This window comes from Enterobacter sp. KB-280D8, from assembly GCF_041399405.1.
Lineage (GTDB): Bacteria > Pseudomonadota > Gammaproteobacteria > Enterobacterales > Enterobacteriaceae > Enterobacter > Enterobacter cloacae_N.
In genome coordinates, this window is the sequence record NZ_JBGKEC010000001.1 from 426,425 (window position 1) to 442,350 (window position 15,926).

16 protein-coding genes and 1 pseudogene are annotated in these 15,926 nt (G+C 53.4%); 12 read left to right on the top strand and 5 right to left on the bottom strand.

Translation table 11 applies throughout. The features are described 5' to 3' along the window. The first annotated feature begins 49 nt into the window (after positions 1 to 49). Both AB8818_RS02065 and AB8818_RS02070 read left to right on the top strand, forming a co-directional pair. A complete protein-coding gene (locus AB8818_RS02065; RefSeq protein ID WP_192982421.1) occupies positions 50 to 2,215 on the top strand; it encodes a type I secretion system permease/ATPase in 2,166 nt (721 codons plus the stop codon). Next, complete coding sequence (locus AB8818_RS02070; RefSeq protein ID WP_116340035.1) at positions 2,212 to 3,387, top strand: HlyD family type I secretion periplasmic adaptor subunit; 1,176 nt, start codon at positions 2,212 to 2,214, stop codon at positions 3,385 to 3,387. Before AB8818_RS02065 ends, AB8818_RS02070 begins: the two co-directional genes overlap by 4 nt. Positions 3,388 to 3,421: 34 nt before the next feature. On the opposite strand, the gene AB8818_RS02075 is transcribed toward AB8818_RS02070, so the two are convergent. After that, entirely contained in the window at positions 3,422 to 4,306 is an 885-nt protein-coding gene (locus AB8818_RS02075; RefSeq protein ID WP_192982521.1) for a MarR family transcriptional regulator, read from the bottom strand. A gap of 280 nt (positions 4,307 to 4,586) precedes the next feature. Between AB8818_RS02075 and AB8818_RS02080 the strand changes: the two genes are divergently transcribed. After that, complete coding sequence (locus AB8818_RS02080; protein WP_192982419.1) at positions 4,587 to 6,050, top strand: EAL domain-containing protein; 1,464 nt, start codon at positions 4,587 to 4,589, stop codon at positions 6,048 to 6,050. A 25-nt stretch (positions 6,051 to 6,075) separates the two neighbouring features. Here the strand turns inward: AB8818_RS02080 and AB8818_RS02085 are convergent, their stop codons facing one another. The 3 genes from AB8818_RS02085 to AB8818_RS02095 all read right to left on the bottom strand — a co-directional run bounded on the left by AB8818_RS02085 (position 6,076) and on the right by AB8818_RS02095 (position 7,786). Next, positions 6,076 to 6,348 carry a YqjD family protein gene (locus tag AB8818_RS02085; protein ID WP_047651242.1) on the bottom strand — a complete coding sequence of 91 codons (273 nt, stop codon included), beginning with the start codon at positions 6,346 to 6,348 and terminating at the stop codon, positions 6,076 to 6,078. Between the two features lie 119 nt (positions 6,349 to 6,467). Then, a complete protein-coding gene (locus AB8818_RS02090) occupies positions 6,468 to 7,136 on the bottom strand; it encodes an epoxyqueuosine reductase QueH (protein ID WP_163329285.1) in 669 nt (222 codons plus the stop codon). Positions 7,137 to 7,309: 173 nt separating this feature from the next. Beyond that, complete coding sequence (locus tag AB8818_RS02095; protein ID WP_192982417.1) at positions 7,310 to 7,786, bottom strand: GNAT family N-acetyltransferase; 477 nt, start codon at positions 7,784 to 7,786, stop codon at positions 7,310 to 7,312. A 90-nt stretch (positions 7,787 to 7,876) separates the two neighbouring features. Here AB8818_RS02095 and AB8818_RS02100 point away from each other — a divergent pair, with 90 nt between their 5' ends. After that, on the top strand, positions 7,877 to 8,848 hold the full coding sequence (locus AB8818_RS02100; protein ID WP_192982415.1) for a LysR family transcriptional regulator: 972 nt from the start codon (positions 7,877 to 7,879) through the stop codon (positions 8,846 to 8,848). On the opposite strand, the gene AB8818_RS02105 is transcribed toward AB8818_RS02100, so the two are convergent. Then, entirely contained in the window at positions 8,761 to 9,666 is a 906-nt protein-coding gene (locus tag AB8818_RS02105; RefSeq protein WP_192982413.1) for a LysR family transcriptional regulator, read from the bottom strand. The two genes, AB8818_RS02100 and AB8818_RS02105, sit on opposite strands and share 88 nt — an antisense overlap. Before the next feature lie 169 nt (positions 9,667 to 9,835). Between AB8818_RS02105 and AB8818_RS02110 the strand changes: the two genes are divergently transcribed. The 8 genes and pseudogenes from AB8818_RS02110 to AB8818_RS02145 all read left to right on the top strand — a co-directional run bounded on the left by AB8818_RS02110 (position 9,836) and on the right by AB8818_RS02145 (position 15,902). Further along, positions 9,836 to 11,158, top strand: coding sequence for an amidohydrolase family protein (locus AB8818_RS02110; protein WP_192982410.1), 1,323 nt, complete (start codon positions 9,836 to 9,838; stop codon positions 11,156 to 11,158). Positions 11,159 to 11,224: 66 nt separating this feature from the next. Further along, positions 11,225 to 12,424: an arabinose transporter gene (locus AB8818_RS02115; protein WP_163329295.1), complete on the top strand. Its 1,200-nt coding sequence runs from the start codon at positions 11,225 to 11,227 to the stop codon at positions 12,422 to 12,424. Positions 12,425 to 12,479: 55 nt separating this feature from the next. Continuing rightward, positions 12,480 to 13,250, top strand: coding sequence for an SDR family oxidoreductase (locus AB8818_RS02120; RefSeq protein ID WP_163329297.1), 771 nt, complete (start codon positions 12,480 to 12,482; stop codon positions 13,248 to 13,250). Between the two features lie 410 nt (positions 13,251 to 13,660). Beyond that, positions 13,661 to 14,143, top strand: coding sequence for an Hcp family type VI secretion system effector (locus tag AB8818_RS02125; RefSeq protein ID WP_192982408.1), 483 nt, complete (start codon positions 13,661 to 13,663; stop codon positions 14,141 to 14,143). Further along, positions 14,140 to 14,616: a DUF2778 domain-containing protein gene (locus AB8818_RS02130; protein WP_163329299.1), complete on the top strand. Its 477-nt coding sequence runs from the start codon at positions 14,140 to 14,142 to the stop codon at positions 14,614 to 14,616. The genes AB8818_RS02125 and AB8818_RS02130 overlap by 4 nt, the downstream gene beginning before the upstream one ends. A gap of 1 nt (position 14,617) precedes the next feature. Next, entirely contained in the window at positions 14,618 to 14,857 is a 240-nt protein-coding gene (locus tag AB8818_RS02135; protein WP_151413798.1) for a hypothetical protein, read from the top strand. A gap of 93 nt (positions 14,858 to 14,950) precedes the next feature. Next, positions 14,951 to 15,409, top strand: a pseudogene (locus AB8818_RS02140) (terminase); the annotation flags it as partial. A 217-nt stretch (positions 15,410 to 15,626) separates the two neighbouring features. Then, positions 15,627 to 15,902 carry a metal/formaldehyde-sensitive transcriptional repressor gene (locus AB8818_RS02145; RefSeq protein ID WP_028013093.1) on the top strand — a complete coding sequence of 92 codons (276 nt, stop codon included), beginning with the start codon at positions 15,627 to 15,629 and terminating at the stop codon, positions 15,900 to 15,902. The last annotated feature ends 24 nt before the right edge of the window (positions 15,903 to 15,926 follow it).

The following is a 15,926-nucleotide window of genomic DNA, read 5'->3' on the forward strand; positions in this document are numbered from 1 at the left end:
AAGGTATCATTTCAGGGCGAAATTATCGCCCTGGACAGGACGTAGCATTATGAAGACACATCCACAGTACGAACCCTGGCTGCAGGGCATGCTCATCATCGCGAAGCACTACCGGCTGGACTTTTCCGCGGAGCATGTTCGGGTCACGATTAACCATGAAAGCCAGTCTCCGCGCCAGCTGGTGCTGGAGGAAATGGCGCGCCAGCTTGGGCTGGGGATGCGTGTGGTGGCGGCCGAGGTGGTCTCTCTCGATCCATGGCGCCTGCCGCTTCTCGCGGAATTCACTGGCGGACAAATCGCGGTCATTAACCGCATGGACAACGATGGCAACGTCAGCCTGCAGTTCAGCGGCGACGGTGGGCTGGAGACGACGCTGACGCGTGACGAACTCGGGGCACGGTTAAAGGGGCTGATGGTGTTACGCCCCCTCGAATCCACGCCGGATGCCCGCGTGGACGACTACATCAAACCGTATGAGAAAAACTGGTTCTGGCAACTGGCGCTGAAGGACTGGCGACGCTACAGCGACATTATGCTGGTGGCGCTGGTGGCTAACGTGCTGGCGCTCTCCGGCATGGTCTTCTCCATGCAGGTCTATGACAGGGTGGTACCGTCCCAGTCGGAAGCCACGCTGTGGGTGCTGTTTGGCGGCGTGATGATTGCCATCGTGTTCGAATTCATCATGCGCATGCTGCGGGTGCATATTTCTGACGTGGTGGGGAAGCGCGCCGACCTGCGCATCTCTGAACGCGTTTTTGCCCACGCGCTGCGGATTAAAAACGGCGCGCGCTCGAAATCAACCGGATCCTTTATCGCCCAGATCCGCGAGCTGGAGTCGGTGCGCGAGCTGATCACCTCGACCACCATTGCGGCGATTTCCGATCTGCCGTTTTTCCTGCTGTTCGTCTTTATTCTGTGGATGATTGGCGGTCCGCTGGTGCTGGTGGTTCTGCTCGCCGTGCCGCTGCTGCTCATTCCGGGCCTGCTGGTGCAGCGCCCGCTGGGGAAGCTCTCCAGCGAAGGGATGCGCGAATCCGCCATCCGTAACGCCACGCTGGTGGAGGCGGTGCAGGGCATTGAAGACATCAAGCTGATGCGCGCCGAGCAGCGTTTCCAGAACCAGTGGAACAACACCAACGACGTGGCCGCCAGCGTCGGCATGAAGCAGCGCTGGCTGACGGGCCTGCTGCTCACCTGGACGCAGGAGGTGCAGTCCATCGTCTATGCGGTGGTGCTGCTGGTGGGCTGCTACCTGGTCATCAGCGGCGACATGACCACCGGCGCGCTGGTCGGGACCTCGATTCTGGCGTCGCGCACCATCGCGCCGCTGTCGCAGATTTCAGGCGTGCTCTCGCGCTGGCAGTCGGCAAAAGTGGCCCGCAAGGGGCTGGACGACCTGATGCAACGCCCGATTGACGATCCGCAGCACGGCAAGAAGGTGCACAAAGCGCACCTGCGCGGCGACTATGCGCTTGAAGACGTCGGGTTCTATTACGACGAGGAAGAGAAACTTACCGTGCTCAACATCAGCAAGCTGCAGATCCGCGCCGGGGAGCGCGTGGCGGTGCTCGGGCGTAACGGCTCCGGCAAAAGCACGCTGCTGCAGCTTCTTGCTGGCATGCAGGAGCCGCAGCAGGGGAGCATTTTGCTGGACGATGTTGCTCTCAATCACCTGGACCCGGCCGACCTGCGTCGCGACATGCAGCTGCTTAGCCAGCAGGCCCGGCTGTTCTTTGGCTCCGTGCGGGACAACATCCTGATGGGGAATCCGCTCGCCACCGACGATGAAATTCATCAGGCGCTGGTCAACAGCGGCGCGCTGGAGTTTGTGCGCAAGCAGAAAATGGGGCTGAACTATATCATCAACGAAGGCGGGGCTGGCCTGTCGGGCGGCCAGCGTCAGGCGCTGCTGCTGGCGCGCGCGCTGATCACTTCCCCTAATATCCTGCTGCTGGATGAGCCTACCGCCTGGCTGGATGAGATGAGCGAGAAGCAGTTTATTCAGCATCTTCACAAATGGCTGGGCAAGCGCCGGACGCTGGTGGTGGCAACCCATCGCCTGCCGATTCTGGACCTGGTCGACCGCATCATCGTGCTGGAAAACGGCAAAGTGGTGATGGACGGCCCGCGCGACGCGATCCTGCATCAGCACGGTATGGCGCCGCAGAAAGCAGCGCAGCGTACTGTTACCATGAAAACGGAGGGCGTGGCATGAACGATTTCTCCCGTTTTAACAGCCGTCTGAAAGAGCCTCGCATGCCGCGATCGTCACTGGTGGCATGGTCGCTGTTCGCCCTGCTGGCGGTGTTTATCGCCTGGGCGAGCTTGTTCCAGCTGGATGAAGTCACGACCGGCAGCGGCAAGGTGATACCGTCTTCCCACGAGCAGGTGATTCAGTCCCTGGAAGGGGGGATTATTCACAGCCTGATGGTGCGCGAAGGTGACATTGTGGAACGCGGTCAGCAGCTGGCACAGCTTGATCGGACCAAAACCGAGTCCAGCGTGCTGGAGAGCGAGTCTCGTCTGAACGCGGCGCTGGCAACGGCTGCGCGTCTGAAGGCCGAAGTCAACGACACGGAGCTCGCGTTTCCAGAGGAGCTGGACGATGACGTTGAGCTGGTTAAACAGGAAACGGCGCTTTATCAGTCCCGTCGCGAGAGCCTTGAAAAAGGGCTGGCCGGCTTACGTCAGGGCGCCGAGCTGGTCCAGCGCGAGCTGTCGCTGACCCGTCCGCTGGTCACCCAGGGGGCGGCCAGCAAGGTTGAGGTGTTACGTCTTGAGCGTCAAAAAAATGAGCTTGAGAACAAAATTACCGAGATGAAAAACCAGTATTACGTCCGCGCCCGCGAAGAGCTGGCGAAAGCCAACGCGGAGATTGAAGCCCAGCGTTCGGTGATGAAAGGGCGTGAGGACTCCCTGACCCGGCTGACCTTCAACGCGCCGGTGCGCGGTATCGTGAAGGATATTGACGTTACGACCGTGGGCGGCGTTATCCCTCCGAACGGCAAGCTGATGAGCCTGGTGCCGCTGGACGACCAGATGGTGGTTGAGGCGAAAATCTCGCCGCGTGATGTTGCGTTTATCCACCCCGGCCAGAAAGCGCTGGTGAAAATTACGGCCTATGACTACTCCATTTACGGCGGGCTGGAGGGCGAGGTGACCATGATTTCACCGGACACGTTGCAGGACGAGGTGAAAAGAGATGTCTACTACTACCGCGTCTACATCCGTACCGACAGTAACCATCTGACCAATAAGCAGGGCAAAGCCTTTCCGGTCTTTCCGGGCATGATTGCTACCGTTGATATCAAAACCGGCAGCAAAACTATCCTGGATTATCTGCTGAAACCGCTGAACAAGGCAAAAGAGGCGCTGCGCGAGAGATAAGGGTTGGCGTTCGGGATACCGAACGCCATCTGCATTATACCGTTGACGTTACGATGTTTGGGTGGCGTCGCTCCTTCGGCACCACGTTAATGTAATGTGTGACGTAGGCGAAATATAATCCGGCATAGTTTTCGACCAGTTCGAAAAACGCCGGATACACCGACAGGCGACCGTCACCGCGATCTTTCAGATAGCCTGCCTCTTGCGCCGATTTGATAATTCGGTTGACGTGGATCCGGGAGACAAAGAATTCTTTCGCGAGCGTGCTGGCGGAATATTCAATAACCGCGCCATGGGCAGATTTGTTTTTTATGGCCTGCAGGTAAAGATACAGCATAATCATGCGGCCTCCGTCCTTATCTATAAATAACCCTACCTCCGGTAAAACTTTTCTGAACGTTAATCCACGAAAGAGATACTCCGCCGCGCGGCGGAAGAAATTATTTCTCAACGTGTCATTATCCAGCAGGTTTACATCAATATTAAACGTCGGGTAAAGAGTGCTGACGGGCAAAAATGCACCGGACATATAGCGCTTGAGTTCATTCAATCCTTTTTCGGTTGGGGCAATTCTTGTTTTGCGCCGGTCTTCCGTACAGCGCCAGGTCCTGATGCGCCCCGTGGTCCGAAGTATTGTAATGATCGCAATTACGCTGTTGGGGCTGGCTATTTTATAGCGGGAACATAACTCTTTAATCTCTGAAACAGATTCGGCCTGATTGCCAAATATAAAACAACACATGGAGAGGATAATGTTAAACCGTGATTCCTGAAGCATTGTCTTATAGAACAAAGGTTGTTTTTTGTAGATGGCGTCATTGATTGTGTAGTGCTCTAATATTGCCTCACTAAATCGCGGGTTGCTCTTTATAACATCCCTTCGATGTAGCAAGGCCCTGGATGAGATGTGATTATCCATAGCATTTTTCTCGTATTTGATGAGCCGATAGATGAAGTATCCAGCCTTCTTTTTCGGAATTTTCATTATACCTGAGAAAAAGTGGCTTGAGGTCGTTATTTTAAAAGAAACATATATTTATATCGGTGCGTGGAAAAGGGTGATTAACGCAAAGATGTTCCGGTGCGTGGCGTTGATAACAGTATCTTAACCTGGAGGTGTATTGTAAAATTATTATACACACCGCTGTTGGTTTACATATTCATAATAATAATGGCGCTTTCGTGCCCAGGAGCAGGTTATGACCCATAAAATTTCACTCAGTAATGTCGCGAGCAATGAGCAAAGATTTGTCATTTCAACCTGCGGTTTTACGTTTCAGGGGTATCGCCTGCTGCTCAAAAAGTACGGAATAGAGGCTGCGCATATTCATTTTGATGGAGATGAGCTATCTCAACTGGACAAGGAAAATATCCTTATTCATCAGAATGCTCACATCGTAGTGTTCCTGGGAAAAGGTACGGTAACTCTGCTGGAGAGCCTGACGCGACTGGCTTCCGTACTCAATGCACTTCCTGTTATTCGTTGTGTAACCCTGTATGGTGATATACCCGATAGCTGGCTCTATCGAACTCTGGGTAGCCTTTTAAATAACAGCTATCAATTATCACTGATTCGTATAGCCAGCGTTTCTGATGTAATAACCTGCTTCCACACCCACAATAATGGGTTTAGAGACCGCTCGCGCTTATTACGCGATTACTATCTGGATTGCTCGTCGCGTGAAAACCTTAAATGGCTGACAAGAAGAGAGGTTGATGTTTTATTAAATTTCTATCGCGGCATGTCCATAAAAGATATGTGCGACAGACTGAGGCTTTCTAATAAAACGGTTTATACCCATCGTAAAGAAGGTTTGCAGAAATTACATTATATTAAACGATGGTTGAATGAACCGCACACATTCAAAGTGGAAAAGCGGATTAAAAGCCAAAGTCAAAGAGTGGACTTCACGGATAAAGAAGCGGAGGTTTTTAATGCGCTGGTAAAAAGGGAAATATTCCCCGCTTATCAAATTATTACCGATTGTGACAAAAAAGGAGTGGGGTTTGAGATACTCATTCGCTGGAATAAAAACGGAAAAATAGTCAAGCCCGCCCGTTTTTTGAATGATATCGATAATTATGAAGTATGGCTAAAAATTACGGCATTGGTGATTCATGCCGCCGTTTCCGGGATTAATAAATATAATGGTAAGTTCTATTTTTCAGTGAATATACCGCCTCGCCTGGCGTCCGGGAATGCACTGCCAGAGATGGCCAGGAAAGCCATCGGCATGCTGCTCAACCCCCAGTGGGCGGAAAAGCTGGTCTTTGAATTCGCGGAAGATATTGATGTTACGAAAGACAAAAATATCCCTGAAACCATGCGCCATCTGCGTAATACGGGGTGCAGACTGTTTCTTGACGACTGCTTCTCAAGCCATCACGCCATGTTCCCCGTCAGGCAGGTGCATTTTGATGGGCTAAAGCTGGACCGGGACATCGTCGATCATTTTGTGGCGAACGACAACGATTATAATCTGATTAAAGCGATACAGATTTACAGCGACATGACCGGAACGGCTTGCATTGCAGAGGGCGTTGACAGTGAAGAGAAATTTGAAAAATTAGTTGAGCTGGGTGTGAAAAACTTTCAGGGATATTATCTTTCGCGCGCCGTGAAAGAGGAGGAGTTAGACCGTATGGTGAGATTGTTCAGCTAAAAAATAAAGCCCCGAAGGGCCTTGATTATTTACGTCCCAGCAACAAGCCAAGCACAATACCGACGGCACCCGCTGCGATGAGACCGGTCAGCGGATTATTTCTGACCGCTTCAGTGACGTCAGAGACGGCATCGCTGGCCTGCGCCGCATATTTTTTCGCAGCGCCTTTTACCTGGTGTTTTGGTGAATCAACAAATTCACCGAACTGCTGCTGGGCTGAACCTGCAAGCTCATCAAATTTATTTTTTGCTTTGTCTTCAGCAAACTGGGTGTTTTTATCAGTACCGAAATCAGACATTTTTGCCTCCTTTTGTTGATAGTTAAAGGATAGCCTCTCTTTGAAAAGATGAGAGGCGTAACGCTAAATTTCGGAGGGGATTGACCTGTTTTCGGATATATCTACACGAGATGAGAGCGTTATTTTTCGTTCTCATCCTGGCCGTAATACAGTTTTCCAATCCGGATAAGCGGGCGGCCCTGAGACTTGCGGTGCAGGTTGCTGTCCCGAAGGGAATACACGCAGCCGCAATATTCCTGCTGGTAAAACTGTTCCCGCTTGCTGATCTCAATCATGCGTGATGAGCCGCCCTGTTTGCGCCAGTTGTAGTCCCAGTAGACCATCCCCGGATAGCGCGCTGCCGCACGTTGGCCGCAGTCGTTTATCTGCTGCATATTTTTCCAGCGGGAAATCCCCAGCGAACTGCTGATAACGCTAAAACCATTTTCTGCCGCATAAAGCGCTGTGCGCTCGAAACGCATATCGAAGCACATGGTGCAGCGAACGCCGCGCTCGGGTTCCCACTCCATGCCTTTCGCGCGTTCAAACCAGTTATCGGTGTCGTAATCGGCATCGACAAACGGCACGCCGTGTTTTTCCGCAAAACGGATATTCTCCTCCTTGCGGATGAGGTATTCCTTTTGCGGATGGATATTGGGGTTATAGAAGAAAATGGTGTAATCAATACCCGAGGCCTGAATGGCTTCCATTACTTCACCGGAGCAGGGGGCGCAGCAGGAGTGCAGCAGAAGTTTATCAGCGCCGTTGGGCAGGGTGAGTTGCGGGCGGACGAAAGGAGTCGTACTCATGTTGCTCTACAATATGTTAATGAAATTTATGGAATTGTAGCACACGTTATTAATCTATTCAGACTGTACTGATGAGCTGAGGGATCCTCATAAATAAACGCAAGCAGCGAACAATCCCCTCGCCCCTTTGGGGAGAGGGTTAGGGTGAGGGGAACATACGGTTCAGGTGGTCATTATTCGGCAAATTTGAGCAGCGCTTCGCCGTCAAGACGGTAGCGTACCCATTCGGACTGCGGCAGCGCGCCAATGCTCAGATAAAAATCGATGGCGGGCTGGTTCCAGTCCAGCACGCTCCATTCAAGGCGGCCACACTGCCGTTTTACCGCGAGCTGCGCGATATGTTTAAGCAGCGCTCTGCCCGCGCCTTTACCGCGATAGTCCGGGGAAATATAGAGGTCTTCCATATAAATACCGTTGCGTCCAAGCCAGGTCGAATAGCTGGTGAAGAACACGGCATAGCCGGCGATCCTGCCGTCAAACTCAGCGATCAACGCCTCGGTTTTACTGCCCGCACCAAAGAGGGTTTCCCGGATCTCGTCCGGCGTGGTTACGACCTCTTCGGGCGCTTTTTCATATACCGCCAGCTCATAGATCATGGTGTAAATGGCCGCGGCATCTTCGGGACGGGCCTGACGAAGGGTTATGCTCATTGTTTTTCCTGTTTTTTTGCATGGTTCGCGATTGATGGCGTTAAGCATACGGAGTATTGTCCGAAGAATTAAGTGCAATGAAATCAACAAATGATGAATATTATGCATCCGGCTCTGAGACGTCTTGATTTAAACCTGCTGCCCGTTTTTGACGCCATTTACCGCCACCGTTCCGTTCGCCTCGCAGCCGACGAGCTGGCGATGAGCACCTCGGCGCTAAGCCATGCGCTGTCGCGTCTGCGTACGACCCTTAACGATCCGCTCTTTTTTCGGGAAGGGCATCGTATGTCCCCCAGCGTGTATGCTTCTCAGCTCGCGCCTTCCATTGCTTCCGCATTGTCATTTCTTAATCAAGAGCTTACCCCGCAGCCGGAGTTTGACGCGGCCAGCAGTACCGAAAGCGTACAAATTGGGATTACGGACTTTACCGCGCTGTGCATTTTTCCCGCCCTGATGCACAAGCTGCAGACTGCTGCCCCGGGCTTGCGTTTTGAATTGCGCTATCTGCCGCACAGTCCGGCGCTGACGGAACTGCTGGCGGGTGAAGTGGATCTGGCGCTCGGTTTCAGCACGCCGGATGATATCCGCCATCCGGAACTGGAGGAGATCGGCTGGTTTGAAGATGAGTATGTGGTCATCAGCAACGCGCGCCGGACGCGGCTGACGCTGGAGGATTATCTCGCTGCCCGACACCTGGTGGTGACGCCGTGGAACGAGAAGCAGGGCGTTCTGGATTTAAGGCTTGAGCAACTGGGCTATACGCGGCACATTGCGATCAAAACGCCGTCGATGCTGAGCGCACCGTTTATCGTTGCGGAAAGCGACCTGCTGATGGCGATCCCTCGTTTTGCCGCTGAGAAGCTGGTTGCGGCAGCGGAACTCAGGATTTTTGCCTTGCCGTTCTCTATTCCCAGGTTTGAGGTGAAAATTTACTCGCATAAGCGCAGCGGCCAGCGGGGTGCGACCCGATGGCTTCAGGAGGAGCTGCAAATGCTGGTGCAAAATTCCATAAAGGCTTCGACTGCGGCGGGAGGAAGCCGACGTGAAGGCCGGGTGATATAGAGTGGATAGGTTTCGTCCGGCCATTCCGGAAAAAGTTCGACCAGCATTCCGTCAGCGATCTGCTGCGCGACGCTGAGCGAAAGCACCTGGGCAATGCCAACGCCACTTACGCAGGACTGAACCATCAGATCGACGTCGGTTGTCGTGAGGTGGCCACGGGTTTCAATCGTCAGTACTTCCCGACCACGGCGGAATTCCCATTCAAACGGCCTACCGCGGCGAGGATCGATAAACTGGATGCACTCGTGCCTGTTCAACGCTTCAGGATGCTCCGGTCGCCCGTACCGTTCCAGATAGGCCGGTGATGCGACCGTCAGCACGCGCGTCTTTAACAATAATTTTGACGTAATCGTTGAGGGGAGTTGCGGCCCGAAACGCACCGCAACATCAATTCCCTCCGCCACTAAATCCCCGACGTCCGGTTGCTGGACCACCGTCAGTTCCAGTTCCGGATGACGTTCGCGTAACAGCGGCAGGTTAGGCGCCAAAATATGTCGGGCAAATATTGGATTAACGCTGACCCTTAATGGGCCCCGAACCGCCACGGCGGCACCGGCGACGTAGCTTGCTGCAACTTCGATACCTTCCAGATGTGGAGCGGCGCGCTCATACAAAGCCCGTCCTTCATTCGTCAGGTTCATGGTACGCGTCGTCCGGTTCAGCAAGCGCACGCCGAGCCTCTCTTCAAGCCTGTCTATCGATCTGCTGACGCCAGACGCGGATAGCCCCAGCACTTCTCCAGCGCGGCTGAAGCTACCCGACTCTACCACCGCAGCCAGTACGCTTAATCCTGACAGTAACCGTCCGTCAAAACTCATCTCCGCTCACCTTTGACTTTATGCAAATATAATTTGAATAAACCTACCTTTATCAAAGATGGCGCGCAACCTATTGTGTCAGCCCATTCGTTGCGAAGAGCAATTTTCACAATCGTCGCCCTGGCGAACCGCGCAACGAACGGCACCACTTAACCCTGAGGAACACGAAATGACAAAGACGCGCACACTTTTTAAAGGCGGCATCATCCTGACCCTGGATGCTGACGTACCTAATCTCTCCGTGGGCGATGTGCTAGTGCAGGACGACCGGATAGCGGCTGTAGGTCCGGATCTGCACGCTGATGACGCCCATGCGATTGACGCCACCGATCATATTGTTATGCCCGGCCTGATTGATGCCCATCACCACATGTGGCTCGGGGTTATGCGTCGCATGATGCCGGACGTCGATAACCTTTTTGCTTACATTGATGTCGTCGCAGAGAAGTTGGGCAAACATTATCGTCCACTGGACATGTATCTGAGCACAAAGCTCACGGCACTTGCCTCGCTGGACGCTGGTATTACGACCATTATTGATGCCTGCCACAACTCGCGCAGCCCGGAACATACCGATGCCGCACTTGATGCCCTGAGCGAAAGCGGCATTCGTGCATTGCACATGGTCGGTGCGGCAATGGACAAGGGTGCTCCATCCGGGCATTTGCCGAACGATCTGGCGCGGCTGTCACAACGCTGGAATTCCACTGACAGCCTTGTTCAGGTGGGTCTGTTTGGCCAGCTCAATCTTGACTGGTGGGCGGTCGCACGCAAGCTCGATATGCGCATTCTGACTGAATTCATCGGCGATCTGGCTAATCTCGGCCATGAGTTTGCCAGACCGGGCGTACTGGGCACGGATAACATTTTCAATCACTGCTCAAGGGTTCCTCAGAATACGTGGAAGCTGCTGGCGGATGCCGGGGTCAACGTCACGGTCAATCCACGTTCGGATGCATTATTTGGCTTCGACGATGAAACCTTTGCTTACCAGCAGGCTGTTGATAACGGCTTAACCCCGGCGCTGGGCATCGACCTGGATACGGCGTTTGGCAGCGATATGTTCGGAGAAATGCACGCGCTGTTCGGTCAGCAGCGATCGGCTATGCGTTACCGTCGCTTCCGTGGCGAGGAGAACGTGCCATCTCCCATCACGGCAGAAGCGGTTCTTAAGGCAGCAACCGTGAATGGCGCGCGTGCGGCCGGGCTTGAGGGCCAGATTGGGACCCTTACGCCAGGAAAGCAGGCCGACATTATCATGATTCGTACTAACGGCGTCGCCGTTTTCCCGGTGACCAACGCGATCGGCACTGTAGTGCAGGCGATCGAACGGTCTGATGTGGATACCGTGATGGTGGCAGGCCAACTGCGCAAGCGTGCGGGCAAGTTAACGGGCATCGATCTGGCGGCGCTGAGCGCGGATATTATCCACTCTCGCGATTACCTGCTCAAAGCCAGCGGTTATCACACCGATCTTTTTACAGCATCTTGATAACAGAGCGGCCCGATACGCCGGGCGGTTCAACTCTCTTACGCCTGTATCATCAAGGAGAATTTGATGGAAGCCCACGTAATAAAGCGGCTAGCGGAGGATAACGCTCCGTCCGTACTTCTTCCCCGCCCGGCAACGGGCGTTATTGCCGTGCTATTTTTTGGCTATCTGGCCGTCGGACTGCCGTTGCCGGTGATTCCCTTGTTCATCCACGGACATCTCGGCTTTAGTAACGTCGTGGTGGGACTGGTCATCGGCATCCAGTTCCTGGCAACGGTGCTTACCCGCGGCTACGCCGGGCGGGTTACTGACCAGCAGGGCGGCAAACGTTCCGCTCTACAGGGCGCGATCCTTTCGGCGCTGGCCGGAGGGCTATATCTGGTGGCTTCGGCAATGGACCTGTCGCCCACCGCCACACTTTGCATTGTTATCGCAGGGCGTCTGATGGCCGGGCTTGGCGAAAGCCAGTTCGTGACGGGATGCGTGTCATGGGCAATTGCCTCCGTTGGCCCTCAGCGCGCCGGGATGTCAATGTCGTGGACCGGCATCGCCATGTTTGCGGCACTGTCGATTGGTGCTCCGGTTGGAATGGCGTTATATCAGCATTACAGCCTCGCGACGGCGATGATTGCCTGTATTGCTTCACCACTACTGGCCGCCCTGATTGCATTAGGTACTGCATCATATAGATCGCCGGGAGGTCCGCGGCTGCCGTTCCATCGCGTAGTAGGGCGCATCTGGCGCGAAGGGCTGGGATTGATGCTGCAGGGTGTCGGACTTTCCGGGCTTACCGCTTTTGCCTCGCTGTACTTTGCAGCGCATCATTGGCAGAACGCCGGCCTGGTGATGACTGCTTTTGGTCTGGGTTTTATTTTTGTTCGCGTCGCTTTCGGACATCTACCGGACCAAATGGGCGGCTATCGCGTTGCGGTTTGGTCCCTGGCGGTTGAGGCTCTCGGCCAGGCAATGTTGTGGCTGGGATCAAACGAATGGATGGCGCTTGCCGGTGCTCTGGTAACCGGCCTGGGCTGTGCGCTGGTTTTCCCCGCGCTGGGCGTCGAAGCCTTAAGACGTGTTCCACAAGCCAACCGCGGCAGTGCGATGGGCGCCTTCGTTGCCTTTCTGGATGTCGCTTATGGCATCGCCGGGCCTGTAGCTGGCCTGATCGCCGGTCAGTTTAGCTATGCAGCCGTATATCTGTCTGGGGCGATCTGTGCGCTGCTGGGTGCGCTGCTTGCGAGCGCGTCGCGCAGACAGCAATTCTGAACATACCTCAAAGCCGTCAGCCGCGGCTGTCGGTTTAATAATCTGGAGAAATTATATGTCACGCATTTTCATCTCAGGCTCGTCCACGGGCCTCGGCCTGATGGCAGCCGAACTGCTGGTTCAACAAGGACATCAGGTTGTGCTCCACGCGCGTAATGTCAGCCGAGCGGAAGACGCTCAACGCGCCTTACCTCAGGCTGAAGCCGTCGTTGTGGGTGACCTGGAGACAATCGCCGGTGCCAGAGAAACGGCATTACGCGTCAACGACCTGGGGCATTTCGATGCCGTCATCCACAATGCAGCCGTTGGCTACAACGAAGCGCATCGCGTGACCCGCGACGGGCTGCCGCATGTTTTCGCGATCAACACACTCTCGGCTTACATCCTCACCGCGTTGATTGAACGTCCAGAGCGCCTCGTCTACCTGAGTTCAGGTATGCATCATCATGTCCGGGCAAACCTGGACGATATTCTCTGGCGCAAACGCCGCTGGAATGGCGCTGACGCCTATGCAGAGAGCAAATTACATGACGCTATGCTGGCTTTTGCTCTGGCGCGTCGCTGGCGTAACGTACGGAGCAATAGCCTGGAGCCAGGCTGGGTGCCGACAAAAATGGGTGGGCCGCAAGCCCCGGACGATATGGACCAGGCACATCGCACTCAGGCATGGCTTGCCGCCAGCCATGATTCTGCGGCTGATGTGACGGGTAAATATTTCTACCACATGAAGCGCATGGCCGCTAATCAACAGGCTCTCGATGCGGCATTGCAGGATCGTCTCATTGATATTTGTACTGAGATTTCAGGGATAGCGCTGCCGAAGTAATAGCTAACGGTAACAAAATGCGTGTTAACCATTAAAAACAGAGTGTTTACATTATAAAAATAAAAAAGGTACCATACCCCCCTATAGTAGAGAGTGATTCTTGTAAGTTATTGTTATTATTCACTTAAATTTATAATTTTTCCTTCCGGGGGCGTATTGGGCAAACCCTAAACGCTGGTTTAGCAATTCGACCTGTTCCCCGTCGAACTCCTTGCTCCAGGCTGAGTACAGAGCCTGTATTTTCATCCGACTGGCGGCCAGAAGTAATTACTTTAATCAGGCAACGGCCCAAACTGTGAACCCGCTTCGGCGGGTTTTTTGTGAATTACTTCTTATGGCGGTAAGCACGAATTGGATTAAACCTCATAAATAGCATGGTTATACTCCGCGTTTTTATAAGGAGATAAATCATGGCTATACCAGCATACTTATGGTTGAAAGACGATGGCGGCGCGGACATTATTGGCTCTGTAGATGTACAGGGCCGAGATGGCAGTATTCAGATCCACAGCTTCGCTCATGGTCTGCATTTGCCTACAGATAATATGACTGGCAAGATAACCGGCACCCGCATGCATAGCGCGTTGACCTTCGAGAAAGAGTTTGACTCCTCCAGTCCATACCTCCACAAGGCTGTGGCCAAAGGCCAGACACTGAAAAGCGCTGAATTAAAATGGTACAAAATCAACGACGCAGGGCAAGAAGTCGAATACTTCAACATGCTTCTTGAGGGCGTTAAAGTCGTCTCTGTATGTCCGCTGATGCATAACTGCAAAAATTCCAGCACCGAAAAGCACAACCACCTCGAAGCGATTTCCCTGCGCTATGAAAAAATCACATGGAAGTACTGCGATGGCAATATCATGTTCACTGATGCGTGGAATGAACGATGATACACTGCACATTCAGGCTGAACGGTAACGCGCTGTCAAACCTGAGCTGTCCGGGTGTAGGTTTTTTCCCAGCCTATTCCGGTAACGAAGGACATCACCGCAATAACCCGGATTCAGTTGCTGTGAAGAACATAGGGCCGCTTCCGCCAGGTAAATATTACATTGTGGACAGACCAAGAAGCATCGGCACACGAGTAAAAGATTTTTTCGCTACCAAGTACACGGGTTCCGATCATTCTATTTGGTTTGCATTGTACCGGGACGATCCCAGCATTGATGACGTAACTTTCTTTGAAGAAGTCGCTAGGGGTAATTTCAGGCTGCATCCCGCAGGTTATGAAGGTATAAGCAACGGCTGCATAACGCTGCCTTCTCCGGCACACTTTCACATTCTCCGGGAGGCGCTGTTGAGAACACCTCAAACCCTCGTGACGGCTTCGTTGTCCGCTTACGGCACTGTACAGGTGTATTAACATGGCTCCAGCAAAACAGGCAGGGATGTGGCTGATTCAGTTCATTTCGTTTCTGGTCATCTTCTCCGTGATTTATATCGTATTCCCCTTTGAATACCTTTTTGACGTCTACAGCGACAAAGTGGGGTTCATAACGGAAACGGACTGGAGTGACATGGTGCTGTTCAGCATTATGGCCGTGTCAGTGCTGATGAATGCCGTGCTGATATTCCTGGTGGGCTCAGCGAGAAAGAAAGGTTAAAATTGCGCAAACCCGCTTCGGCGGGTTTTTTTATCTTCGAAAACCATCTTTACCATTGGCGTGACATTGCAGAGTTTGACGGCGCTTCTGCCGCCGCGGACGCGAGACATTATCGCCAGCCCTGAGGCTCAGGAATTGTGGTCATGTCAGTTTGGCGTAAAGCAGGCTGACGAGTGGGAAATTATCAACGCCGCCGGGCGCTCGGTTGGGCAGACCCTTTCCCGCGCTGGTGACGGCCAGATTAGCGGTGGTCGTGGTGGTTACCCGGGACCAGAATTTTCCGGCTATGTGCTGATGGACGATTTTAATAAACCGCTGGATATGTTTTCGGAGACGAAGCGTAAATCAGCGAATCAGCTGCTGGTGAACACTATCCGCTCCCGCCGGGGCGACCGTTCCAAAAACCACCCGACACCAGTTATCAGCATACAGCAGTGCCTGTATGTAGATGATGCGACCGGCTTTATGCTGGCTGGCGGAATGGGCCTCAGCTTCGATCATGTTGTTATCCCGGCGATGATTAGCGAGGACTATATCGAGCGGTTGCCGGAAAGTGGGGCGTTATGAAACTGGAAGGAGTTACGCAAAAGCGTGAATTTTGGGGGCAAAAAAGGTCTTGGGGGCAATTTGGGGGCAGTAAAAAGGATCTATATGTCCGATAGTGTCTTTTCGTCATATCTCCGAAATGCATGATAACCATGAAAAACATATTGTTTACATAAGGTTGCTAAAAAAGGTACCATACCCCCCTATAGTATCAGGAGGGCGTATGCCGCATTCACCCGAAGATAAAAAACGTATTCTTACTCGCGTTCGTCGCATTCGGGGCCAGGTTGATGCCCTTGAACGCGCGCTGGAGTCGGGCGACCCCTGTCTGGCCATCCTGCAGCAAATTGCCGCCGTGCGCGGGGCTGCCAATGGCCTGATGGGCGAAATGGTTGAAATTCATCTCAAAGACGAGCTGGTGACGGGAGACACAACGCCGGATCAGCGAGCCGTACGCATGGCGGAAGTCGGCCATTTGCTGCGCTCTTATCTAAAATAAACCCACACACCTCACAATAAGGGA